This window comes from Citrobacter gillenii (assembly GCF_013337685.1).
GTDB classification, from domain to species: domain Bacteria; phylum Pseudomonadota; class Gammaproteobacteria; order Enterobacterales; family Enterobacteriaceae; genus Citrobacter; species Citrobacter gillenii.
This window is the reverse complement of sequence record NZ_SUQN01000007.1, coordinates 139,893-162,024: the sequence shown is the minus strand read 5'-3', so window position 1 is coordinate 162,024 and position 22,132 is coordinate 139,893. Positions and strand designations below refer to the sequence as shown.

The window sequence follows — 22,132 nt, the reverse complement described above, 5'->3', positions numbered from 1 at the left end:
TTGCAAGTACGCTGACATCCGGCAATATCAATTACACAAACGGTGCCAGCGGGTCGGCAATCTCAAAGGCGACTGCACGGTCCGCTTTCGGTGGATAAATCAGCTCGCTGACGATTGACCGCTTCAGTTTCTTCGCCTCTGCGCGCGTCAGTTTCACCTGCTGATCCCAGCCTTCGCTGTACACCGCGCCCCACGCGCCCAGATCCAGACAGGTGACGTAGTTTTCCTGGCGATAGGGCAGTGGCATCACATCTAACAGGCTGGCAGCGGCATTGTTCCCGGCGAATTTACCCAACAGAATCGCGTGCTGGCAGGTCATTAAGGCGTGGTTGCCTTTGTCATCAGTGGCGGCCCAGGCGACATCACCCGTCGCGTAGATATCCTCGTGGCCCACAACCTGAAGATGCGCATTCACATGCAGACGGCCCTGACGATCGCGCGGGGCGTCGATCTGTGCCGTTAAGCCGTTTGCCTGCACGCCGACCGTCCAGATAACGGTTTGTGATGCAATCGTCTGCCCGTCTTTCAGCGTCACGCCGGACGCATCCACGCTTTCGACTTCTGCATTGACCCGCCATTCCACACCCAGTTCAGCGGAGGCTTCGGCGATCACATCGCGCAGCTCCTGGCTCCAGCGTGCACCCGGTTGCGGGCCGCGTTCAACTACGACAACTCTGGTCTTAGCATCAGCGCCGAGAATGTCGCGCAGGCGACCCGGTAATTCCAGCGCCATTTCGATCCCGGTAAAGCCGCCGCCGCAGACCACCACGGTATTGCGCGCCTCGCTTTCTGGTCTGTGCGCGAGATCTTTCAGATGCTGCTCCAGTACGGTTGCGCTTTCCAGCTGATCGAGGTCGAAGGCGTGCTGCGCAGCGCCGGCAACCCTATTGCGATTAACTTCACTGCCGCTGGCCAGAATCAGCCGGTCGTAGCGGAGAAGCTGTTTTTGGCCCGTTGCGTCCGTCCAGCTCACTTCTTTAGATTGTGGAAGCAACTGGGTAACCGTGCCGCGCAGGAAGTTCACACCGGTGACATCAAACAGCGGCTGCAGTGGCGCAACCAGCGTCTGGACATCATTCTCATAAAAACGCGGGCGCACGCGCAGCTCTGGCTGCGGCGCAATAACAGTAATATCAATGGGCTGCTGATGTTTATCCGCCAGTCGTGCGGCGCTTAATGCTGCCCACATACCGGCAAAACCGGCGCCCACGATCAGAATTTTTTTACGCATTGGCGTTTCTCACTGGTGACTATGAATTATTTACTCGGATTTTATTGGTCGTAGTTAAAGATTGCAATGTGATTTCCTGTAAAAGCGCTTCTTTGTCTGTCGAATTGTATTTATATATTTGATATTTAATGAATTAAATTTTATTTATGAGCAGGTGAATTCTGAGTATCTGGTATGTGCAGGCCGAAAAAGTTACAATAACTCAGATTCATTTTGGCTGAGATAAGAGCATGGCATTCTACAGTTCCGGGGTTGAGTACGGCATCCATAGCCTGATGTGTATGGTTGACAGTAAGGGGGATGCGCGGGATATGAGCGTACGGGAAATTGCTGAGCTACAAAGCGTGCCGTATGACTATCTGGCGAAGATCTTCACCCGTCTGTCGAAGGCCGGACTGGTGCGCAGCAGTGAAGGAAAGGGCGGCGGTTTTCAGCTCGCCAGGCCCGCCGAGCACATCACGGTGCTGGACGTGGTCAATGCTATTGACGGCGACAAGCGTATCTTCGAATGCCGTGAAATCCGCCAGCGCTTAGCGGTCTTTGAGGAGCATCCGCCGGAGTGGGCCTGTGAAGGGATTTGCGGCGTGCGCTCAGTGATGGATATGGCGCAGCAGCGTATGGAAGAGGCGCTTGGTCAGCACACGATCCTGGATTTGGCGCGTAAGATGTATCGCAAAGCACCGGATACGTTTGTCGTAGAAGTGCAGGACTGGATCGACGCACGCAAAGGATAACCACTAAAAATGCCCGATAGCGCAAGGCGTATCGGGCATAATGAATGTAGGCCGGATAAGGCAATAGCCGCCATCCGGCACGGCGTATTACTGTTCAGTACTCGGCGTATTAATCATCCGATTCAGCCAGGGCACCATAATCGCCATCACTACCGTGACGGCCAGCGTGACCAGACCGATTTTACTAAAGACGTTGGTATAGATAGGCAGCGTCTGTAGCGGGTCAGTGATGTTTTCCGGTACCGCGGTGAACGTTGCCACATAGCCACCCATCAGGAACGCTGCAGCCTGGGTCAGGAACCACATCCCCAGAATAAAGCCCATCAGATGCTGCGGCACCAGCGCGGCGACCATGGCCAGCCCCAGGGCGCTAATCAGCAACTCACCCAGACTCTGGAAAAGATATACCAGTACAATGAACCACGGTGAGGTCAGCCCCTGCGCATCGGCAAACCACATACCCGCGGCAGCAGCGGTCAGGAAGCCCAGCGAGCACAGGAACATACCGAGCGTGAACTTCATCGGCATGGTCAGGTCTTTGCCCTTGTTGCCCAGACGGGTATAAATCACTGCCAGTACCGGGCTGGCAAGCACCACCCAGAACGGGTTCAATGCCTGGAAGCTCACCGGGTTGATGGCGAAACCGAGAATTTCATGGTGTACGTTATTGATGGCAAAGAAGTTCAGTGATGTCGGCATCTGCGCGTACAGCACGTAGAACACCACTGCTTCCAGCATCAGGATAAAGGCCACAAACATCTTATTGCGCCCGGTTTTATCCAGTTTGAATGCCTGACGGAAGAAGATGATGGTGACGATAATCGACAGGACGATCAGCACCAGGTTGGCAACTTTCACGTTGTGCATCAACCAGGCGCACACGAATATCATCACCACGGTACCGGCCAGTACACACAGCAGATTGCGGAATACCAGCGGCTTATGGTCTGGCTCAGAACCGATATCCTTCACCATGCCACGGCAGGCAAAATAGACCAGCAGTGCAACGATAAGTCCCGCGCCACACAGGTTGTAAGTCACCGCATAGCCAAACTTATCGGCAATGACCGGCGCCAGCGACAGCGACAGCAGGGAGCCGATGTTAATCGACATATAAAACAGGGTGAAGGCGCCGTCCAGTCGGGCGTCTTTTGGCGGATAGCATTTTGACAGCAAGCTTGCTGGGTTAGCTTTAAACAGCCCGTTACCTACGGCGATGGTACCCAACGCAATAAAAATCAGGTCGGGTTTCAGCAGCGACATTCCGGTCATGAAATAGCCAATGGCTAACACGATGGCGCCGAGAACCAGCGTGCGCTTGGTGCCCAACAGGTGGTCGCCAACGTAGCCGCCAATGGATATCAGGCCGTACACCAGCGCAGCAAACGCACCGAAGGTGATAAACGCCTGTTCCTGAGAGAAGCCGAGTTGTTTAACAAAAAATACCGCCAGGATGCCCTGAACGCCGTAATAGCCAAATCGTTCCCATAATTCTACAAAAAAGATCATGAAGAACGGACGAGGTTGCTGCAGCAAGCCCGTAGGTGCTCGTGTATTCATATTCCTTCGCCTTTCAAAGCCATCCCGAAAAGTATGAACGCGTATTCTAAAACGCGCCGAAAAAGTCTTATTTTGTTATAGACTGCGGTGATAGGCCGCGCTGGTAGAGTATTATAGAGATAGTTTTCGATCCAATTAGTTGATCACACTAATTATGATTTATTTGTTGGGTTGATGTACTGATAGGTAATAATTTTCACGCAAGGTACAAAAACAAAAACGCCCGCACAGGCGGGCGCTTACAGGCTTAAATGTTTACAGCGGGGCGGGTTACCCCCCGACAGCTAGCATTTTATGCTTCTTCGTCATCTCGCAGCGGGACAATCAACATGTCGACGTGAACGGTGTTGATCAGCTGGCGCGCAGAGGACATCAGCTTGCTCCAGAAATCCTGGTGATGGCCGCACACGACAAGATCCATATCGTATTTTTTGATGGCATCAACCAGAACCTGACCCAGATCGCCGCTACCGCTCAGGGTTTCGGTGATAGGGTAGCCTGCGTTGGTGGACAGTTCGGTTAACGCGTGATGAGTTTCTTCAGAAATGCGTTTCTGCATGTCGCCCAGATTTACGTCGATTAGCCCGGTGTACAGGTCGGAATAGTTTACGTCAACGTGGATAAGGGAAACTTTTGCATTGTAAGGCCGCGCCATAGAGACCGCTTTTTCAACCAGAACTTTGCTTTCCGGAGAAAGATCAACCGCGATGAGAATGTGTTTATAAGCCATAGTGTTACTCCTTCCATAAGTTGTCGATGACTAGCCTTCTGGCGATCGTTTGCCGCCGCGTCATCCGCATCCTGCGGACCTTACGCGCGGGGCTAGCCCAGTCGTAAAGACGTACCCTATAGGGACTATCCTTACATTATAGCGACCAGGATAATCCGTCAATCCACCTTGATTGCCAAGTAGTTAAACAAATTTTTCAGTTAATTGTATTGATAGTGATTAACCTTCTGGCAAAAAAATTAACTAATCTCCTACACTATCTAGAGAGGCGCTCGGATGCGTGACACTAACACGAGCGGTTTCGGTAGCACTCTTCACTGCATAGTTTGGTAGGGTATCGGGGAGCGGTAGTCCCGGAGAGGAACTCCGTGGGCGGGTCGCCGGGGAGGGGGTATGATAAGCACCATTGCGTTATTCTGGGCTTTGTGTGTCGTTTGCATTGTTAATATGGCGCGCTATTTCTCGTCGTTGCGCGCACTGTTAGTGGTACTTCGTGGTTGCGATCCATTGCTTTACCAGTATGTTGATGGCGGAGGCTTTTTTACCTCGCATGGGCAACCCAACAAGCAGATGCGTCTGGTGTGGTATATCTACGCTCAGCGCTATCGCGATCATCATGATGATGAGTTTATTCGCCGCTGTGAGCGCGTGCGCGGTCAGTTCATTCTCACCAGTTCGTTATGTGGGCTGGTATTAATCAGTATGGTTGCGCTGATTATCTGGCACTGAACCTGATGACAGCGTAAAAAAAAAGCGGACCTGTTTGCAGGCCCGCTTTTTTATTGCGCATTCGCTTAGATAAGCTTCAGGGAGAGCCAGTACAGCCCCCCGGAAAGAATAATCGCCGCAGGCAGGGTGAAGACCCAGGCCATCAGAATGCTGGTCACTGTTTTACGCTGTAAGCCGCCACCGTCAACGACCATCGTACCCGCAACGGAAGAGGAGAGTACGTGGGTGGTGGAAACTGGCATACCGGTATAACTGGCGAGACCGATAGAGACGGCGGCCGTCATCTGCGCCGACATCCCCTGAGCATAGGTCATGCCTTTCTTACCGATTTTCTCACCGATAGTGGTTGCCACGCGACGCCAGCCAATCATCGTACCGCAGCCCAGAGCCAGCGCAACGGCCATGATGATCCACACCGGAGCGTACTCAATGGTGCTCAGCATGTCGGTTTTCAGTTTCTTCAACAGGCGCTGATCGTCGTTGCTTACACCAGGCAGTTTCACGACCTTATCGGTGGTATCGGAAATGCACAGCATAATACGGCGCAGTTGTCCGCGCTGCTCAACGCTTAACTTGTCGTAGGTTTCCAGATTCGCCAGCATACCTTTCGCACGTTCCAGCGCGTTAATGGTATTAGCCGGGTGGCAATGGAACTCTGTCGTCGTCGCTGTACCTGTTTCCGTCGGTGACGGAATCAACTGGTCTACACCGGTCGCCTGCTTGAGCAGGTCAGGGCGTTGCTGGAAGAAGGTTTCGACGTTATTGATGGCATCGCGGGTACGCGTAATTTCGTAACCGGAAGCGTTCATATTCACCACGAAACCGGCAGGTGCTACGCCAATCAGTACCAGCATGACCAGACCAATGCCTTTCTGCCCGTCGTTTGCGCCATGAGAGAACGCCACGCCGATTGCGGAGAGGATCAGTGCGATACGCGTCCAGAATGGCGGCTTTTTCTTGCCGTCTTTCTTTTCACGCTCTGCTGGCGTCAGGTGAATACGGGCACGTTTTTTAGTACCGCTCCAGTAGCGACGCAGCAAAAAGATCAGGCCGCCTGCAACCACCAGGCCGACAATCGGCGAGATGATAAGAGAGGCAAAAATACCTATCACTTTCGGGATGTTAAGTGCATCCACGACCGATGTGCCGTTCATCAACGCATTGGTTAAACCAATACCGATAATCGCGCCAATCAGCGTGTGGGAGCTGGATGCAGGCAAACCAAAGTACCAGGTACCCAGGTTCCAGATAATTGCCGCCAACAGCATAGAGAACACCATGGCGAGGCCATGTGATGAACCCATGTTGAGCAGCAGATCCGTTGGCAACATATGCACGATGGCATACGCTACGCTGAGACCGCCCAGCAAAACACCAAAGAAGTTAAACACCGCAGCCATGATCACCGCCAATTGCGAACGCATGGCACGGGTGTAGATCACAGTAGCGACGGCATTGGCTGTATCATGGAAGCCGTTAATTGCTTCGTAGAACAGAACAAAAGCCAAAGCAAGCAAGAGTAAAAGCCCGGTATGTAAATCCAGGCCAGCAAACAAATGTAGCATAGGACGTTACGCCATTTTGAGGACATGAACGCGGCGCATTATCAGTGACTTTGGCGGCGCGGGCAAAGTGAAATATAGAGTTTTTTTGATTTGTCTCCTGCTTTGTATGACACCACTAAAGAATTATCTTATAGAATTCAGATAAATACCTATTTTTGATGGTTTGGTGCTGGTGCGGCCACTGAGGAATCTTTACAATTCACGCCCGCTTTTTAGAGAGGATCGCAACGTGGAAAGGTTTGATACCGTTATTATAGGCGCTGGCGCAGCGGGTATGTTCTGTGCCGCGCAGGCAGGACAAGCAGGAAGTCGAGTACTGCTTATTGATAATGGTAAAAAGCCCGGGCGCAAGATCCTCATGTCTGGCGGGGGGCGCTGTAACTTTACCAATCTTTATGTCGAGCCTGCGGCTTATTTGAGTCAAAACCCTCATTTCTGTAAGTCAGCGTTGGCGCGCTATACCCAGTGGGATTTTATCGATCTGGTGGGTAAACACGGCATTGCCTGGCATGAAAAAACGCTCGGCCAGCTTTTTTGTGACGACTCCGCGCAGCAAATAGTCGATATGCTGGTAGCGGAATGCGAAAAAGGTAACGTTACGATGCGCTTACGTAGCGAAGTTCTGAGCGTCGCACGGGATGATGAGGGCTTTACGCTGGAGCTCAACGGCGCAACCGTTGGTGCGACGAAACTGGTGATTGCCAGCGGTGGGCTTTCTATGCCGGGTCTGGGGGCGACGCCATTTGGTTATAAAATTGCCGAACAGTTTGGCCTGAATGTGCTGCCAACGCGTGCGGGTCTGGTGCCGTTTACGCTGCATAAGCCGCTGCTTGACCAGCTTCAGGTGCTCTCCGGCGTGTCTGTTCCCTCTGTCATTACCGCCGAGGACGGCACCGTATTTCGTGAAAACCTGCTCTTTACGCACCGTGGGCTGTCAGGCCCGGCCGTTTTACAAATTTCCAGTTTTTGGCAGCCGGGTGAATTTGTCAGCATTAATTTGTTGCCAGATGTTGACCTCGAAAGCTTCCTTGATGAACAGCGCAGCGCGCATCCCAATCAGAGTCTGAAGAACACGCTGGCGATGCAATTACCGAAGCGACTGGTGGAGTGTTTGCAGCAGTTGGGGCAAATCCCGGACGTGACGTTGAAGCAACTTAACCTACGCGATCAGCAAGCGCTGGTGGAAACGCTGACCGAATGGCGCGTGCAGCCAAACGGCACGGAAGGGTATCGCACGGCAGAGGTGACGCTGGGTGGAGTAGACACCAACGAATTGTCTTCACGGACCATGGAAGCCCGCAAAGTACCGGGCCTTTATTTCATTGGCGAAGTGATGGACGTCACCGGCTGGCTGGGTGGTTATAACTTCCAGTGGGCATGGTCGAGCGCCTGGGCGTGTGCGCAGGATTTAGTGTCCGGGGAGTGACGGTGAAGGTAAACCGTATAACGTTTTAATATTACGCGTCATCTGATGTAGTCGTGGCCGACAACGTAATAGACGTCACTCTTCTTTCGGCAGGCACTGCAAATGACCGTGGCGCACGCCGCGTTGGGAGATAACGTCATCGGCAAAATGCTGAACGTCACCCATGTCCCCTTTTAGCACGGCGATTTCCAGGCAGTCGTCATGGTTGATGTGGACATGCAGCGTGGCGACCGACAAATCGTGGTGGTGATGCTGGGTCGAGACAATACGGCTGGCTAAGTCACGCTTCTCATGTTCATAAACATAGGAGAGTACCGCGAAGCCCTGGGTGCCGTGTTCTTGCGTGCTTTCCTGGGATAGCGCGCCGCGCAAAATGTCGCGGATGGCTTCGGAACGGTTGTTATAACCCCGGCGCTGGCTCAGGCTGTCCAGCGTTTCCAGTAAATCGTCATCGAGAGTAATGGTGACTCGTTGCATCTAAAGTTAACCTTTTATGTGGCGTACAGGGCATGCGGAAATAGCGTATTTTGTAACACACGTGCGGCATCTGGGGAAAAGGTTAATGCGCTCGCAATAAACGCAGCAGGGTGCTTACCTGCTCATCCAGCGGCGTGAGCGTCTCTTTGACGATCAGATGCAACGGTGTGGCACGGCGAGCGCCGTGACTTAACGGCAACGGACGTAATAGCCCCTGATCAAGCTGCGCTTGAATGCGCTCCTCGGGCAACCAGCCGTAACCGACCTGATACAGTACCGCATCAATAGCGGCATCAATGGTAGAGAAGGTCCAGGCATCGCGAGCCGCTTGCTGTGGGTTGTCGCGATCGGCAATACGTATCAGCGGCCAGGCGCGTAAGGCGTCTTCATCCAGCGGCGTATCCTGCGTGCAGAGCGGGTGATCGCGGTGGGCAACGGCCACGAAATCAATATTCATCAACCATTCACCGCGTCCGGTGACATCCTGACGCCGGGTCAGAACCATCACGTCCGCATCGGCATGTGCCGCCAGCCGATCGTCAGCATTCTCCAGCACTTCAGTCAGACGCACCTGCGTCTGCGGCCACGCCTGCTGGAACTGCTTGAGGATCGCGAACAGGCGTTTGCGTGGGAAGATGCTATCTACCATCAAATCCAGTCGTGTTCGCGTGCCATTGCGTAAAGTCGCCGCCCGGGTTTCCACCCATGAAAAAGCCTTCAATAGCGGTTTGACCTGATTGAGCAGTACCTCGCCTGCCGGAGTTAATACCGCTCTGCGGCCTTCCGGCATCAGTAGCGTCACGCCGAGCCGCTCCTGTAACAGCGCCAGATTGTAGCTCACCGAAGACTGACTACGGTTGGTCTCTTCCGCTGCTTTAGTAAAACTACCCAGCTCCACCACTTTTTCCAGCAGGGCCCACTGCTCCAGGGTTGTCTTATGCATAACTCATCTAAAAATTGAATGAATATGATGTAAACATAGCGTTATTCATCCAATTTTTGAAGCGTTAAGATCGCCCCATCAACTGAGAGGAGAACGCATATGAGCGCTTTTGATAAACATGATTTGAGCGGGTTTGTCGGCAAACATCTGGTCTATACCTACGATAATGGCTGGAATTACGAGATCTACGTGAAAAATGACACCACGCTGGATTACCGTATTCACAGCGGTATTGTGGCTAACCGTTGGGTGAAAGATCAGCGGGCGTACATTGTGCGAGTCGGGGAGAGCGTTTATAAAATTTCATGGACCGAACCGACCGGAACCGACGTCAGCTTGATCGTAAATCTGGGTGACAAACTTTTCCACGGCACCATCTTCTTTCCACGCTGGGTGATCAACAATCCGGAGAAAACGGTCTGCTTCCAGAATGACCATATTCCGCTGATGATGTCGTATCGTGATGCGGGCCCGGCGTATCCAACCGAGGTGATTGATGAGTTCGCGACTATTACCTTCGTGCGTGACTGCGGGGCGAATAATGACAGCGTTATTGCCTGTGCTGCCAGCGAATTGCCGGATAACTTCCCGGAAAATTTACGCTAAGGTATCCAGTCTCTGCACGGCGTCGGCGGTCAATGTAAACGGCGTTGGCGTACACACGGCCAGGCTCAGGGTATCGAGCTGGCACTGACTGACAGAGAGTGAGGACGTCAGGGTAGTGCTGTCGATGCTGACAATTTGCCAGGCGCTGCCGCCACGTTGCTTAACGATGGCCTCTTTGCGCGTCCAGATGCGCCAGAACGCCGCCAGCTGGTGGTCCGGGCGTTCAGCTTCGACTTCGGCATGTTCCCCAAGGCTGAATACTGTATTTGCCAGCGTCCGCCAGTTATCACGGGGGCGCACGACTTCAATATCGCAGCCGACTTCCCCTTCATCACTGAGCAGCAGGGCGATGTCATCCCCGCTGTGGCTGAGATTAAACCACAGCGGCGTGTCGCCTGAGAATGCCGGTTTTCCCTGCTCACCATAGACAATGTCAGGCAGTGGCGACAAGGCATGGGAAAGCAGCACGCGGCCAGCCAGCCAGCGCGTGCGGCGCGCACCTTGCGGCGCCTGTTCATACAACGCGCGAGGCAGGGCGCCAGCGCTTAAAACAGAAACTTTCCCAACAACGATCCGGTACATATCAGGGCCAACGTTTGATGATAATAGAAGTATTTATGCCGCCAAACGCAAAGTTATTGCTCTGCAGGAACTCACAATCAATCTTGCGGGCTTCACCCATAATGTAATCCAGCGCGCCACAGTTGGCATCAGGCTGGCTTAAATTTAGCGTAGGCGCAAACCAGCCTTCGCGCATCATTTGCAAACTCATCCAGGCTTCCAGCGCGCCACAGGCGCCAAGGCTATGGCCAAAATAACTTTTGAGCGAGGACAGCGGCACATTATCACCGTAAATGGCGGCGGTTGCCTGACTTTCTGCAATATCACCTCGATCGGTCGCCGTGCCGTGGGCTGAAATATAACCGATATCCCGCGCGCGTAAGCCCGCCATTTTCAGCGACTGCTCCATGCAAATCTGCATCGTCTCGCGCTGCGGCTGGGTGATATGCGCCGCATCGCAGTTGGTAGCAAAACCGATAATCTCACCGTAAATCGTCGCGCCGCGCGCTTTGGCGTGCTCAAGCTCTTCCAGAATCAACGTGCCTGCGCCTTCGCCAATTACCAGCCCGTCGCGATGTTCATCAAACGGCGAGGGCGTGGTTTTCGGTTCGTCGTTGCGCTGGCTAGTGGCGAACAGGGTATCAAACACCGCCGCTTCCGACGGACACAGCTCTTCCGCGCCGCCGGCGACCATCACCGTTTGGTAGCCGTGACGAATCGCTTCCCATGCGTAGCCAATCGCCTGGCTGCCGGAGGTGCAGGCGCTGGAGGTGGGGATCACTCGCCCACGCAGGCCGAAGAATAATCCGGTGTTGACGGCGGTGGTGTGCGGCATCATCTGCACGTAGGTGGTGCCGGTTATATTGTTGGTGTGCTTCTCGGTCAGCATGGTGGCGAACTCGCTCACCGGACCGGTGCTGCCGGTTGACGAGCCGTAGGCAATCCCGGTTTCACCGTTGGTCAGCACCGCATCGCCAATCAGCCCGGCCTGCTCCAGCGCCAGTTCGGTCGCGCGGGTGGACATCAGCGACACGCGACCCATAGAGCGAATACGCTTGCGGGTATAGTGCTCCGGTGGGGTGAAATCATCGACCGGCGCGCCCAGCAGCGTGTGCAGTCCGTCATAAACCTGCCACTCCGGCATTTTGCGCACCGCGTTTTCATACGCCAGCAGCCGGGCGGAAACGGCCTGCCAGTTTTCACCAAAGGCGGTGACGCCGCCCATCCCTGTAATGACCACGCGACGTGTCATAGCATCCCTCCATTGATAGAAATCACCTGGCGGGTGACGTAACCCGCGATATCCGACATTAAATAGCTGGCAAGCCCGGCCACTTCATCGGCCTGGCCCATCCGTTTCATCGGGATCATCGACATCGCCTCTTTCAGCGCGGCCTCTTCCATTTCGATCATCCCGGTATCAATCAGCCCCGGCGCAATGCAGTTGACGGTAATTTTGCGTTTTGCCAGCTCAATCGCCAGCGCTTTTGTCGCTCCAATAATCCCCGCCTTGGCGGCGCTGTAGTTGACCTGACCGCGATTGCCCATCACGCCGGAAACCGACGATAAGGTAATGATGCGCCCACCCAGGCGGGCGCTAATCATCGGCATCATGCACGGCTGGATGACGTTGTAGAAGCTGTCGAGGTTGGTGTGGATCACCGCATCCCAGTCGTTGTCGCTGAGCGCCGGGAAGGCCGCATCACGGGTGATACCGGCGTTACTGACGATGCCGTACCACGCACCGTGCGCGTCGTTATCTTGCTCCAGCACTTCTCGACACTGCTCGCGGTTGGCGACGTCAAAGGCCAGCAGACGCCCCGAACCTCCAGCAGCGAGGACTGCATCCAACGTCTCCTGGGCACCTTGTGCATCGCGATGATAGTGAACGCCGACCACAAAGCCGTCCGCCGCCAGCTGGCGGGCGATGGCGCGACCAATGCCTTTACTGGCGCCGGTAACCAAAACTGAACGACTCATGCGGACGCTCCTTGTTGAAATAGGGTGTTAAGTTCTTCCGCTGTCGGCTGGAAGGTGTTGACGCGACCGCTTGCCAGCAGCTCTTCACCGGCCTGAACGGTGCATTCAAAGCTGCCAAAACGTGCATCTTGCATCAGTAGCGTGACGCTAATATCCAGTGTCAGGCCACCTGGCAATATTCCCGCCGCACAGGCTAATTCACGTGCGCCGAGCACCATGCCCAGCGAGATACTGGCCTGACCCGCCTGATGACGGTGCCAGCCGGACCAGACGCCAACGGTTTGCGCCATTAGTTCAAGGGCGAACCAACCGGGCAGATTGCCCTCGCCATCGAGAAACGGAGCCAGTACGCCGTCGGGCGATACCGTGACGCGGCAGGTCGCGGAGTCGTCCGTCACGCTGACCACTTCTTCAAGCAGTAGCATCGGCGCGTCGTGTGGCAGATAGTCGCCGGGCGCTAAATAGTGGCTCATGGCATTCTCCCGAGCAGGATACTGGCGTTATTGCCGCCAAAGGCAAACGAGTTTGACAGGATGACCGGGCGCGGTAGCGGCTGCATTTGTTCGATGATCCCACAAGCAGGCAGCGTTTCATCGCGTGGCGAGGAGCCAAAATCCTGCGGCGGCAGCGGCAGGTCGCGCTGCAAAATCAGCATACTGATGGCAGCTTCGGTGATCCCCGCAGCACCTAGCGTGTGTCCGGTCAGATGTTTAGTCGAACTGCACGGGACGCTTTCGCCAAATAGCGTGTTCACTACGTTAGCCTCAATTTTATCGTTCAGCGGCGTGGCGGTGCCGTGTAGATTGATGTAGCCCACCTGCTCTGGCGTCATCCCCGCGTCGTTAAGCGCCTGACGAATGGCGTGGATCGCCCCTTCGCCCTGCGGATGAGGGGCCGAAATATGGTACGCATCGCTGGATTCGCCAACGCCCAGCAGCGCAATCGGCTGCGGTTCGCGGGTCAGCAGCATCAGCGCCGCGCCTTCGCCGATGGTAATCCCGCAGCGGTCGCGGCCAAATGGCTGGCATAACGTTGGCGAGAGTGATTCCAGACTGTGGAAACCGTTGATGGGCATCCGGCTTAGCGTGTCCGCCCCGCCGACAATCGCCACGTCCGCCAACCCTGATTCAATCAGGCGGCGTCCGCTCATGATCGCGCGGGCGCTTGAGGAGCAGGCGGTAGAGAGCGTAAACGCCGGGCCGTCCAATGCCAGCCAGTGGCTAAGAAAGCGCGACGGGTCGCCCAGCTCCTGCTGCGGATATTGCCAGGCGCTGCTCGCTTTGCCGTTGAGCGTGAGATCAACATGCACGTCGCCTTCGTCCAGCCCGGAGGTGCTGGTGCCGAGCACCACGGCAACGCGGTCGCGACCAAACTGCGCAATAGCGTCATCCACCTGCGGCTGGATTTGCGCGAGCGCCGCCAGCAGCAGCTGATTATTGCGCGAACGATGGGCGCTAAACTCATCAGGAATCGTCGGCAGTTCACCGTCGACGCTGGCTAAAACCGCGTGCTGATGGCCCTGAAGCCAGCCGGTGCGCGGGCGCATACCGGGAGCCACGCCGCGCATCAGGTTGGCGGCAATCTCATCGAGGTTGTTGCCCAACGCGTTAATCATGCCAACCGCAGAAATGTAGATCATCTCAGTCACCCAGATATTGAATGGTGATGTGGTATTTAAACACGTGCTGTTCGATGCTGATGGGCTCGCGCTTGCCTTTGCGGTTCAGGTAGGTGATTTCTGTGACCAGCTTGCCGCGGGCGTTGCGCAGCTCGCGCTTGTCGCCGATATCGGTGAGCGTCCAGCCCTTCGGCAGCTGCGGCTGCCAGGCGCTAATCGGCCAGTGGCTGAGCATCACGTCGGCCAGAACCTGGCTGGCGGGCGGCAGCTGCGGCACCACAATCGACTGTTCGGCATGCAGCCCTTTTTCATCGTAAGTGACGAGGAACAGGCGGATACCGACAGAGGAGAGGCCTGCCAGGGTGAGTTTTTTATCATCGGCATTAAGCATCACCAGCAGCGACTGGGTTTTGCCGTTAAAACTGCCGGTGAGCAATTGTTGTGAATTGACCGCCGGAGAGATCCCCGGCGCGGGTAGCGTCACGCGTGCGCCCGGCTCCAGCCACGCCTGTGGTCGGCCTTCTTGTTCGGGCTGTGAGTGGCTGCAACCGGTCAGCATCAGCGTGGCGACGAGCAGGCCCCGCCGGATGGCGCTGCGCTTATCCGGCCTACAATTGATGTGCTGACGTAGGCCGGATAAGGCAACGCCGCCATCCGGCAAAAGCCCACTCAACCAACGAAATATCAGTTTACTCATCGTCTTTTTTTCTCTTTTTCACTGGCATCGCCAGCGGTGACAGCAGGAAGGCGGTGAAAATGCCGCTCACCAGCACGATACCAAAGCTGCTGATAGCCTGGGTGGCACTGAAAACCAGCATGCCGAGGGTCAGCAGCGTGGTCAGCATCGCCAGCGTAATCGCTAAAAATGAGGTTAACGGTGTGCCGCGCGGATTGCTGAAAAACAGCGTGTAGTTAATGCCGATGCCGAGTACCAGCACCAGCGCCAGCAGCGAGAACAAATTGACTGCATGGCCGCTCAGCGCCAGCACTGCCAGACCGCAGCCCAGCGATAATACCGATGGCACGAGACTGACTAGCCCTTTGCGCCAGCCAAGTCGCACCATCGCGCCACAGGCAATCACTGCCAGCGCAACCAATAGCAGGCCGGTCAGAATATGGCGATACAGCGCGAACAGTTCGTCAAAGCTGCTTTTACGATCCACCCACGCGACGCCGGAGTATTTCGTGCTGAGAGTGCTTAATGCAGCACTGTTTTTCATCCCTTCAACCGGTACCAACACGCCGCTTTCGCCATCGGCCAGGGTCAGCCACAGCAGCCGCCAGCCTTCGCTGGCCGGGCTGGCAAGCCAGGCATCGATCGTTACCGGCATGGCGTTAAGATCGGGGTTTACCGTCGCCAGTCCGGCGTTGTTCAGGGCTTTAGTGACGGCTGGCGCAGCGTTTTTCAGCAGGCTGAGATCCTGCTGCTGTCGGGCGAGTGAATTCAGCGGAATAGTGCGATAGCCGCCAAGCCATCCCTCTTTTTTCGCCTGCTCCAGCGCGGGGGCAAACAGTTCCAGCCGCTCCAGCGTTTGCTGTGCAGACTTGCCGTACACCACAAACCACTTCTGATCGACACTCTGCCCGGTCAGCGCGGTAATCGCTTTTTCCTGTGCCAAAATATCCTGCGGCAGCGCTTGAAGCTGCGAGATATCATCGTCCACGCGCAGTGTGGCAAGACCCGCCAGCGAGAACAGGGCCAGCGCCACCGGCAAGCCGACGGAAAGCTGTTTATTGCGTCGCCATGCGGCAAGCCAGCGTAGCATCAGTACCATCGCCGGTACCGGGCGCACCGGCAGCCCACGACACAGCCACGGGTGCCAGAAAATCACCGTCAGGCAGGAAGCGCTCAGGCCCACCGCCGCGAATACCGCCATCTGACGAATGCCGGGGAAAGGGGCGAGCATCATAATCAGATACGCCGCCACTGTGGTCAGCAGCGCCAGCAGCAGGGCATTGCGCACTTTGCTGAGGCTTTGCCACGGTGAGGTTTCTGCGCCGTGCACCATCCGCTCGGTCAGATAGTAGAGCGTGTAGTCGGCGGAGATCCCGATGATGCTCATGCTCATCACCAGCGTCATCAGGTGCAGTTCGCCAAAAATCAGCAGCGTGACGACGGTGCCCGCCAGCGCGCCAATACCAATCGAAATCAGACACAGCAGCAGCGGGCGCAGGGAACGGAACACCGCCACAATCAGCAAAATCACCCCAAGCAGGGTGGCGACACCGAGGGTCGAAACATCCCGCTTTGCCTGCTGGCTGGCGTAATCGCTGTAGAACATGGTCCCGCGAGACAACAGCTGCGCCTGCGGATATTGCGCCTTGAGTTCACCTTCCAGCGTATTCAGCGTGGTGACCAGCTGGTGCGTCTGCTGCATATCAAACGACGAACCGGCCAGCTCGCCATGCAGCAGGTACCAGTAGTTGCCCTGTTCATCCTGGGCCACCAGCCAGCCGTCCATCAGCCGCAGGCGCTGGCCGTTTTTGGCCATTGCCAACTGCGAGCCGCGCATCAGCATCAGCGGGTCGTTTTGCAGCTCTTTGCCGCTGACACCGGAAAAAGCAGAGTAGAGCTGGGAAAGTATCCATTGCGCCTGCGCTTCACCGCCGTTTTGTAGGCGGGCGCGGGTGTCGCTATCGATCAGGCCGTTGCGGTGCTGCCAGAAGAAAGCGCCCCATGCCTGCTGGCTGTCGGCGTCCATCGGGCCTTTGACCTCAGCCAGCGCCTGCGATTTCTGTAATAGCGACAACCAGCTGCGGGCAACCTGCGGGTCGGCTTTTTTCCCGGGGCTTACCAGCCAGACCAGTTGCCGGTCAAGGCGCTGCATAAAGCCGTCGTTGAGGCTCGGCGGGATCGCCCCCAACGTCTGCTTGGGCAGCATTGCCAGCACGCTGCTGTTAAGCCGTGCCTGAGGCAACAGCGTCAGCAACACGCCCAATAGGATCAGGCAGGCGATTCCCCACAGCAGCGCGGGACGTTTACTGGGCGGCAAAGCGTTGGCGTTCATCATCAGTCAGCTGTGCGGGCGTCAGTTGGTGTTGGGAAAGCGTGATGTCGGTGCGATCGCCCTGCTTATCGTTCAGTTGAATGCTCTCCAGATAAGTTTTTCCGGCTAAATCAATGGTCGCGAAAATCTTATCCAGCGGCGTGGTGATCGGCGTCAGGCGCAGCGTCCAGCGGCCTTCACCTTTGTCGGCAAACGCCACGCGGAAGTTCTGTTCCAGCACGTTACGATCCGCCTGGAACAGTGCGCGCAGCAGATGGTTGAACTGGAACATCTGCGGGTTGTTCTCAGCGGTGAGGGTTTGCGGCGGCTGGCCGTTGATCACCTGCACCATCCGTTTGTCATCGAGCAGCAGCTGCATCGGGAATGGGGACGTTTGATCCCACAGCAATCCCTGGTCGCGGGCGATCAACATGTTGCCCTGCGATCGTAGCGGCTGCGGCAGATCCTTAATGGTGCGGGTTTGATCGAAGTGGGCGCGAACCACCGGCTGTTCGGTAAAGCGCTGTTGCAGATCATCCAGCGTCAGAGCGCTGACCCAGGGGCTGATAAGCAGCGCCAGCAGCGGTAAAAATCTCATGGCGTGACCCCCATCCGGGCAAACAGGATATCCGGGCTGACGAAGCACAGTTCGCGGCTGTTCTCTTCTACCGCCACCTGGATGGTGTAGCCGGTAGTCGCGCGCTTGCCGGTTTCGGCATCGAAAATTTCGTAACCAATGCGCAGACGGTTTTCGAACTCCTCAAGGCGTGCGCGTACGCGAATGCGCTGCTCAAAAGTCAGCGCGTGGCGGTACTTCACGCGAGTATCGACCACCGGCCACAGATAGCCGGATTCCTTCATTTGCCGATAGCCATAATCGAACTGATTCAGCAGCGCCTCGCGGGCAATTTCGAAATAGCGGAAATAGTTGCCGTGCCACGCCACGCCCATCATATCGACGTCGTGGAACGGAATGGTCAGCTCGACTTCAGCCGTAAAGCGGGGATCGTTAAGCACCCTTACTCCTTGTCTTTGGTATCCGGCAGCTGCCAGAAATCGAAAAAGTTAAACCAGTCGAGCGGCGACTGTAGCGCGTAGTGCTCCAGACGTTCGGCGTAGCGATCGATGGCTTGCTGTAACGCGTTTTGCCGGTCGGCGCGCGGCAACAGTAGCGGGTCGGCGAAAGGCTCGCAGTGAATACGCAGTTTCCCCTGTTGTCGCAGGGCGAAAATCAGATCCACCGGGCAGCGTAAAATCGAGGCGAGAATAAAGGGTCCCTGCGGGAAGGGGGCCGCTTGCCCCATAAAGCGGCTCCAGCAGACGCGCCATTCGCCGCCGCGTTGCGGGTTGACTGCAATACGATCGCCGACGATGGCAATCCATTCGCCGCGATCCAGCTTCTCTTTAAGCAGGATCGCGGTATCCGGGCCAATATCGGTTACCGGCAGCAGATTCAGCCCGGCCTGCGGGGCCATCTCTTGCATAATTTGCTTAAAGCGCTGGGCATTGTCGCTAAACACCAGCGCGTTGATGGTTTTGCTGCCCTGTAATTGCGCCAGCGCGCGACAGGCTTCCACATCGCCCAGATGCGAGGCCAGCAGCAGCTTGCCGCGTGGTGAGCTAATGTTGAGCGTCTCTTCAGCGCCAGGGGCAAAGATCACATCGCGGCCTAACCGCAGTTCGCCACGCCAGCTGGCAATTTTATCGAGCATCGCATCGCCAAAACGCAGGAAGTGCTGATAGCTGGTGAGCGATGGCGGCAGCGGCATCTGGCGTGCGGTTAGCTGTTCGCGCACGCGGGCAATCCAGCGTTGGGAGGCTTTGCGGGCGGTGGTTGCCGTCAGCCAGTAAACGCCGACCACCGGGTAGAGCAGCAGGGAGAATGCTTTGCGCCCCAGTAAGCGCCAGACCAGTAGCATCAGGCGCATCCCCCATAATCCCTTTACTTCCTGCTGGCGCGCCCAGTGTGGCGATGCGCGGCGAAAAAGCAGCGACGGGATGCGCGGCAACATGCCAAAAAACAGGCGCGTGTGCATCCGTGAAATGCGCAGGTTGTCTTTGAGGGCATCGAAATGAGAGAGACCGTCCAGCGGATAGGTGACACGGGTGGGGACAAAATAGCTGGTATTGCCCTGCCAGTAGAGGCGCACCATCACTTCGGTATCAAAGTCCATTCGCTGGCCGAGGGTCACGCGCTGCGCCAGGTGCAGCGTCGGCGCAAGCGGGTAAACCCGAAAGCCGCACATGCTGTCTTTGAGCTGGAGCGAGAGCGTTTCAATCCACACCCAGACGTGGGTCACCCAGCGTCCGTACAGGCGCGAGCGGGGTATGGAATCGTCATAAATAGGCTGCCCGGAAATCAACGCTGTTGGGTGAAGCTCCGCCAGTGCAAGCAGCTTCGGGATATCTTCAATGGCATGCTGCCCGTCGGCGTCTACCTGCACCGCGTGGCTGAATCCGGCCTCTGCCGCCGCCTGCATGCCGCAGATCGTCGCCGCACCTTTGCCCGAGTTAATCGGCAGGCGAATTAAGGTCAGATTTTTATCTTCTGCTGCCAGGCGGGCCAGTTCATCCCGCGTGGCGTCGTCGCTGCCGTCGTCCACCACAATGCAGGGCAGGCCGAACGGCTGAAGCCGCGCCAGCACGCTGGCCATCATTGCGCCATGGTTGTAGCAGGGGATCAGCACGCAGGGAGAAAACGTTAACGGCATAACTGGATCTTCCCGCTGCTGGCGGTGTGGCGCGCTTCGCCGTCGTGGCGCTGGTAGCTGAAGGTCAGTATCTGGCGCTCTTCTTGCCAGTTCAGGGCTAGCGTGACGGTGTTTTCCGGTAACAGCGGAGCCTGAAATTTCACGTTCTGAATGCTGTGAAAGCGCCAGCCGGGGGCGAGCAGCGTGGTGGCGTAGTGCATTACCCAGTCCATCTGCGCGACGCCGGGCAGCAGCGGCTGCACGGTAAAATGTCCGCAGAACCAGAATAGAGAAGGGTCGAGATGCAAAACAATCTCCACCTGCTGAGGTTGTGCCTGATGACGCTCAATTTCATGGGGTTTCATGGAATAACTCCTGTAATTGCGCATAGACACGCTTGTTCATACTGTTCACCGGGATTTCGTCAATCACCCGCCAGTAGCGGGGAACAGCAACCGGCTCCAGCCATGGGCGCAGCGCGCGCCGCCAGCTCAGCTCTTGTGGTTTTCCTCCGCGCTGATACCAGCGTTGACGCGTTTCGTTATCCAGAACCAGCAGGACGCCAACGCCCTGGCGTCCGCCGCGTGAGACAGGCATAGCAGCAACGTCGCAGATGCCGTCCAGTGCCAGCAGACGGCGCTCTACTTCGCTTAGCGAAATACGCTTTTCTTCAATTTTGACCACCCGGCCCCGCCGTCCCATCAGGCGGAACTGACCGTTTTCTGCAAAATGCAGAATATCGTCGAGCAACAGGCCATCATCAGCAGCAATCAGCGGGGAAAATACGCGAAACGCGTCATTTTCTGACCGGAATCTGATGTCGGGGAAGGGCTGCCATGCCACATCATCCTGCTGGCGATAACGCCAGGCGAGGATGCCGGTTTCAGTGCTACCGTAGATCTCATCAGGCCAGACGTTTAGCCAGTCTGCTGTCTGCGTGACGTCCTGCCAGGGCAGCATACCGCCCGCTGACAGAACCATCCGGACCGGCGGCGCGGCAAGCTGGTGGTCGAGGCGTTTCAGAAACGCCGGGCTGCTGATAAACACATACTGATACTCATGGCCCAACGCCGCCAGTTGTTCGGCGTACCAGAGCATTGCCGCGTGTAGCGGCAAGCCCAAGGACATCGGCAGGAAGATACGAAATGTCAGGCCGTACAGATGCTGTGGCAACACTGATGCCACCACCCGACAACCTGTTAAACGGTCGGCAAAGCGCGCGGCGAGCAACGCCGCTTCGTTATCGAGACGCCCGATCGGTTTAACGACCCGCTTCGGCTGGCCGGTAGAGCCGGAGGTGAAGAGTTCCACAAAGGCGTCGCTGCGGATGGGGGGGAACGTCACGTCGTCTGTGGCGGCCGTCATGGCAGACTGGACAACCTGTAGCGGACCCTGCCAGTTCAGCGGTTTATCGCTCAATACGCCGTCAAACAGCGCATGCTGCTCGTTCAATAATGAAACGCGACAATGGCCCGGGATCACCGGCGTTTTGCCAGCATGGAGCGTTGCCAGCAGTGCCACGATAAACAGATAGCTGTCCTCAAAGCACAGTGCCCAGCGTTCACCCTCCTGCTGCTGCAGGTACGTTATCAACAGGGCAACATCGTGGCGTAGATGGCCGAGTGTCCAGGTCGCGTCTTCTAACCACGCAACGGGTACGTCGGATGGACGTGGAGCGCTGAGCCACTCAGAGAGTGGAAGGGGCTGCTTCATGGGTTATCTCGTTTTATCACCTGGCGGCGCACCAGCCACTCTCCTGCCATCAGCGTTCCCATCAGCAGGTAGGAGAGCATGCCGTTCCACACCGTCCACAGGGACATATCGCCATACAGCGCGGTACCGAGCGCAATGCTGCCATTGAGGATGAAAAAGGCACACCAGATTTGCGTGACGCGGCGCGTGTAGCGCACACCTGCTGCGGGTAGATTGGGATCGCGCAGCCGTGCCAGGCGTTCGACAACCGGCATGGTAGACCAGAGTGAGCCACCAAAGACTGCCAGCATGACCCCGTTGACCACCACCGGATAAAACAGCAGCAACTGGTGCGTTTTGAGCAGATAGCTGGTAACGCAAAGCGTCATGCCCGCTACCGCCACTATCTGCGTCACGACGCGCAACGGTCCCGCCTGTCGCCGGGTCTGGCGAAAGCGTACAAACAGCAGCAATGCCATCAGCGGTAGCAGCCAGTGCAGGCCGTTATGTGCCAGGCCAAACCAGATTAAAAATGGCCAGCCCAACAGCAGTAAGCCTGTCAGCAGTTGTACGACTGGCAGCGAACGCGCGCCCGACACGATG

The 22,132-nt window shown here is 56.5% G+C and carries 23 protein-coding genes; 4 read left to right on the top strand and 19 right to left on the bottom strand.

Annotation, left to right across the window (positions count from 1 at the left end; all coding sequences use genetic code 11):
* Window positions 1-31: 31 nt before the first annotated feature.
* Window positions 32-1,231: an NAD(P)/FAD-dependent oxidoreductase gene (locus tag FCH32_RS17540; protein WP_146718133.1), complete on the bottom strand. Its 1,200-nt coding sequence runs from the start codon at window positions 1,229-1,231 to the stop codon at window positions 32-34.
* A 230-nt stretch (window positions 1,232-1,461) separates the two neighbouring features.
* Between FCH32_RS17540 and FCH32_RS17535 the strand changes: the two genes are divergently transcribed.
* On the top strand, window positions 1,462-1,965 hold the full coding sequence (locus tag FCH32_RS17535; protein ID WP_115257233.1) for an RrF2 family transcriptional regulator: 504 nt from the start codon (window positions 1,462-1,464) through the stop codon (window positions 1,963-1,965).
* 87 nt (window positions 1,966-2,052) lie between these two features.
* On the opposite strand, the gene dtpB is transcribed toward FCH32_RS17535, so the two are convergent.
* Together dtpB and uspA are read right to left on the bottom strand one after the other, a co-directional pair.
* Window positions 2,053-3,525 carry a dipeptide/tripeptide permease DtpB gene (gene dtpB, locus FCH32_RS17530; RefSeq protein ID WP_115257234.1) on the bottom strand — a complete coding sequence of 491 codons (1,473 nt, stop codon included), beginning with the start codon at window positions 3,523-3,525 and terminating at the stop codon, window positions 2,053-2,055.
* A gap of 292 nt (window positions 3,526-3,817) precedes the next feature.
* A complete protein-coding gene (uspA, locus tag FCH32_RS17525) occupies window positions 3,818-4,255 on the bottom strand; it encodes a universal stress protein UspA (protein WP_003023368.1) in 438 nt (145 codons plus the stop codon).
* A 393-nt stretch (window positions 4,256-4,648) separates the two neighbouring features.
* On the opposite strand from uspA, the gene uspB reads away from it, so the two are divergent.
* Entirely contained in the window at window positions 4,649-4,984 is a 336-nt protein-coding gene (gene uspB / locus FCH32_RS17520; RefSeq protein ID WP_096759190.1) for a universal stress protein UspB, read from the top strand.
* A 65-nt stretch (window positions 4,985-5,049) separates the two neighbouring features.
* On the opposite strand, the gene pitA is transcribed toward uspB, so the two are convergent.
* Entirely contained in the window at window positions 5,050-6,549 is a 1,500-nt protein-coding gene (pitA, locus tag FCH32_RS17515) for an inorganic phosphate transporter PitA (RefSeq protein ID WP_115257235.1), read from the bottom strand.
* Window positions 6,550-6,778: 229 nt separating this feature from the next.
* On the opposite strand from pitA, the gene FCH32_RS17510 reads away from it, so the two are divergent.
* Window positions 6,779-7,975: a BaiN/RdsA family NAD(P)/FAD-dependent oxidoreductase gene (locus tag FCH32_RS17510; RefSeq protein ID WP_174361272.1), complete on the top strand. Its 1,197-nt coding sequence runs from the start codon at window positions 6,779-6,781 to the stop codon at window positions 7,973-7,975.
* Window positions 7,976-8,050: 75 nt separating this feature from the next.
* Here the strand turns inward: FCH32_RS17510 and nikR are convergent, their stop codons facing one another.
* Together nikR and FCH32_RS17500 are read right to left on the bottom strand one after the other, a co-directional pair.
* Window positions 8,051-8,452 (bottom strand): nickel-responsive transcriptional regulator NikR, encoded by a 402-nt coding sequence (gene nikR, locus FCH32_RS17505; RefSeq protein WP_096759193.1) that lies wholly within the window; start codon window positions 8,450-8,452, stop codon window positions 8,051-8,053.
* 82 nt (window positions 8,453-8,534) lie between these two features.
* A complete protein-coding gene (locus FCH32_RS17500; RefSeq protein WP_174361271.1) occupies window positions 8,535-9,395 on the bottom strand; it encodes a LysR family transcriptional regulator in 861 nt (286 codons plus the stop codon).
* A gap of 99 nt (window positions 9,396-9,494) precedes the next feature.
* Between FCH32_RS17500 and FCH32_RS17495 the strand changes: the two genes are divergently transcribed.
* Window positions 9,495-10,001: a phenolic acid decarboxylase gene (locus tag FCH32_RS17495; RefSeq protein ID WP_135911256.1), complete on the top strand. Its 507-nt coding sequence runs from the start codon at window positions 9,495-9,497 to the stop codon at window positions 9,999-10,001.
* Here FCH32_RS17495 and acpT read toward each other — a convergent pair.
* The 13 genes from acpT to FCH32_RS17430 all read right to left on the bottom strand — a co-directional run bounded on the left by acpT (window position 9,993) and on the right by FCH32_RS17430 (window position 22,128).
* Complete coding sequence (acpT, locus tag FCH32_RS17490; protein WP_174361270.1) at window positions 9,993-10,583, bottom strand: 4'-phosphopantetheinyl transferase AcpT; 591 nt, start codon at window positions 10,581-10,583, stop codon at window positions 9,993-9,995. The genes FCH32_RS17495 and acpT overlap by 9 nt on opposite strands.
* Before the next feature lies 1 nt (window position 10,584).
* Window positions 10,585-11,814 (bottom strand): beta-ketoacyl-ACP synthase, encoded by a 1,230-nt coding sequence (locus FCH32_RS17485; RefSeq protein WP_174361269.1) that lies wholly within the window; start codon window positions 11,812-11,814, stop codon window positions 10,585-10,587.
* Complete coding sequence (locus FCH32_RS17480; protein WP_174361268.1) at window positions 11,811-12,542, bottom strand: 3-ketoacyl-ACP reductase FabG2; 732 nt, start codon at window positions 12,540-12,542, stop codon at window positions 11,811-11,813. The genes FCH32_RS17485 and FCH32_RS17480 overlap by 4 nt, the downstream gene beginning before the upstream one ends.
* Complete coding sequence (locus FCH32_RS17475) at window positions 12,539-13,015, bottom strand: hotdog family protein (protein WP_174361267.1); 477 nt, start codon at window positions 13,013-13,015, stop codon at window positions 12,539-12,541. The genes FCH32_RS17480 and FCH32_RS17475 overlap by 4 nt, the downstream gene beginning before the upstream one ends.
* Window positions 13,012-14,181, bottom strand: coding sequence for a beta-ketoacyl-[acyl-carrier-protein] synthase family protein (locus tag FCH32_RS17470; RefSeq protein WP_174361266.1), 1,170 nt, complete (start codon window positions 14,179-14,181; stop codon window positions 13,012-13,014). The genes FCH32_RS17475 and FCH32_RS17470 overlap by 4 nt, the downstream gene beginning before the upstream one ends.
* Before the next feature lies 1 nt (window position 14,182).
* Window positions 14,183-14,719 (bottom strand): DUF3261 domain-containing protein, encoded by a 537-nt coding sequence (locus tag FCH32_RS17465; protein WP_174361330.1) that lies wholly within the window; start codon window positions 14,717-14,719, stop codon window positions 14,183-14,185.
* A 130-nt stretch (window positions 14,720-14,849) separates the two neighbouring features.
* Window positions 14,850-17,171, bottom strand: a complete 2,322-nt coding sequence (locus FCH32_RS17460; protein WP_174361265.1) for an MMPL family transporter — start codon at window positions 17,169-17,171, stop codon at window positions 14,850-14,852.
* On the bottom strand, window positions 17,140-17,745 hold the full coding sequence (locus tag FCH32_RS17455; protein ID WP_135911262.1) for a LolA family protein: 606 nt from the start codon (window positions 17,743-17,745) through the stop codon (window positions 17,140-17,142). Before FCH32_RS17455 ends, FCH32_RS17460 begins: the two co-directional genes overlap by 32 nt.
* The gene (locus FCH32_RS17450) at window positions 17,742-18,164 is read right to left on the bottom strand and encodes an acyl-CoA thioesterase (protein WP_135911263.1); all 423 of its coding nucleotides are present in this window, start codon (window positions 18,162-18,164) and stop codon (window positions 17,742-17,744) included. Before FCH32_RS17450 ends, FCH32_RS17455 begins: the two co-directional genes overlap by 4 nt.
* A 2-nt stretch (window positions 18,165-18,166) precedes the next feature.
* On the bottom strand, window positions 18,167-19,858 hold the full coding sequence (locus FCH32_RS23535; RefSeq protein WP_135911264.1) for a glycosyltransferase family 2 protein: 1,692 nt from the start codon (window positions 19,856-19,858) through the stop codon (window positions 18,167-18,169).
* Window positions 19,849-20,202 (bottom strand): ApeI family dehydratase, encoded by a 354-nt coding sequence (locus FCH32_RS17440; RefSeq protein ID WP_174361264.1) that lies wholly within the window; start codon window positions 20,200-20,202, stop codon window positions 19,849-19,851. The genes FCH32_RS23535 and FCH32_RS17440 overlap by 10 nt, the downstream gene beginning before the upstream one ends.
* Window positions 20,189-21,550, bottom strand: a complete 1,362-nt coding sequence (locus FCH32_RS17435; protein ID WP_174361263.1) for an AMP-binding protein — start codon at window positions 21,548-21,550, stop codon at window positions 20,189-20,191. Before FCH32_RS17435 ends, FCH32_RS17440 begins: the two co-directional genes overlap by 14 nt.
* Window positions 21,547-22,128 (bottom strand): COG4648 family protein, encoded by a 582-nt coding sequence (locus tag FCH32_RS17430; protein WP_174361262.1) that lies wholly within the window; start codon window positions 22,126-22,128, stop codon window positions 21,547-21,549. The genes FCH32_RS17435 and FCH32_RS17430 overlap by 4 nt, the downstream gene beginning before the upstream one ends.
* Window positions 22,129-22,132: the final 4 nt, after the last annotated feature.

Coding starts and splice junctions, on each gene's coding strand:
- FCH32_RS17495 (WP_135911256.1), top strand. CDS start 9,495: ATGAGCGCTTTTGATAAACATGATTTGAGCGGGTTTGTCGGCAAACAT.
- FCH32_RS17440 (WP_174361264.1), bottom strand. CDS start 20,202: ATGAAACCCCATGAAATTGAGCGTCATCAGGCACAACCTCAGCAGGTG.
- pitA (WP_115257235.1), bottom strand. CDS start 6,549: ATGCTACATTTGTTTGCTGGCCTGGATTTACATACCGGGCTTTTACTC.
- nikR (WP_096759193.1), bottom strand. CDS start 8,452: ATGCAACGAGTCACCATTACTCTCGATGACGATTTACTGGAAACGCTG.
- uspB (WP_096759190.1), top strand. CDS start 4,649: ATGATAAGCACCATTGCGTTATTCTGGGCTTTGTGTGTCGTTTGCATT.
- dtpB (WP_115257234.1), bottom strand. CDS start 3,525: ATGAATACACGAGCACCTACGGGCTTGCTGCAGCAACCTCGTCCGTTC.
- FCH32_RS23535 (WP_135911264.1), bottom strand. CDS start 19,858: ATGCCGTTAACGTTTTCTCCCTGCGTGCTGATCCCCTGCTACAACCAT.
- FCH32_RS17540 (WP_146718133.1), bottom strand. CDS start 1,231: ATGCGTAAAAAAATTCTGATCGTGGGCGCCGGTTTTGCCGGTATGTGG.
- FCH32_RS17485 (WP_174361269.1), bottom strand. CDS start 11,814: ATGACACGTCGCGTGGTCATTACAGGGATGGGCGGCGTCACCGCCTTT.
- FCH32_RS17535 (WP_115257233.1), top strand. CDS start 1,462: ATGGCATTCTACAGTTCCGGGGTTGAGTACGGCATCCATAGCCTGATG.
- FCH32_RS17455 (WP_135911262.1), bottom strand. CDS start 17,745: ATGAGATTTTTACCGCTGCTGGCGCTGCTTATCAGCCCCTGGGTCAGC.
- FCH32_RS17480 (WP_174361268.1), bottom strand. CDS start 12,542: ATGAGTCGTTCAGTTTTGGTTACCGGCGCCAGTAAAGGCATTGGTCGC.
- uspA (WP_003023368.1), bottom strand. CDS start 4,255: ATGGCTTATAAACACATTCTCATCGCGGTTGATCTTTCTCCGGAAAGC.
- FCH32_RS17475 (WP_174361267.1), bottom strand. CDS start 13,015: ATGAGCCACTATTTAGCGCCCGGCGACTATCTGCCACACGACGCGCCG.
- acpT (WP_174361270.1), bottom strand. CDS start 10,583: ATGTACCGGATCGTTGTTGGGAAAGTTTCTGTTTTAAGCGCTGGCGCC.
- FCH32_RS17465 (WP_174361330.1), bottom strand. CDS start 14,719: ATGCTGACCGGTTGCAGCCACTCACAGCCCGAACAAGAAGGCCGACCA.
- FCH32_RS17500 (WP_174361271.1), bottom strand. CDS start 9,395: ATGCATAAGACAACCCTGGAGCAGTGGGCCCTGCTGGAAAAAGTGGTG.
- FCH32_RS17435 (WP_174361263.1), bottom strand. CDS start 21,550: ATGAAGCAGCCCCTTCCACTCTCTGAGTGGCTCAGCGCTCCACGTCCA.
- FCH32_RS17460 (WP_174361265.1), bottom strand. CDS start 17,171: ATGATGAACGCCAACGCTTTGCCGCCCAGTAAACGTCCCGCGCTGCTG.
- FCH32_RS17470 (WP_174361266.1), bottom strand. CDS start 14,181: ATGATCTACATTTCTGCGGTTGGCATGATTAACGCGTTGGGCAACAAC.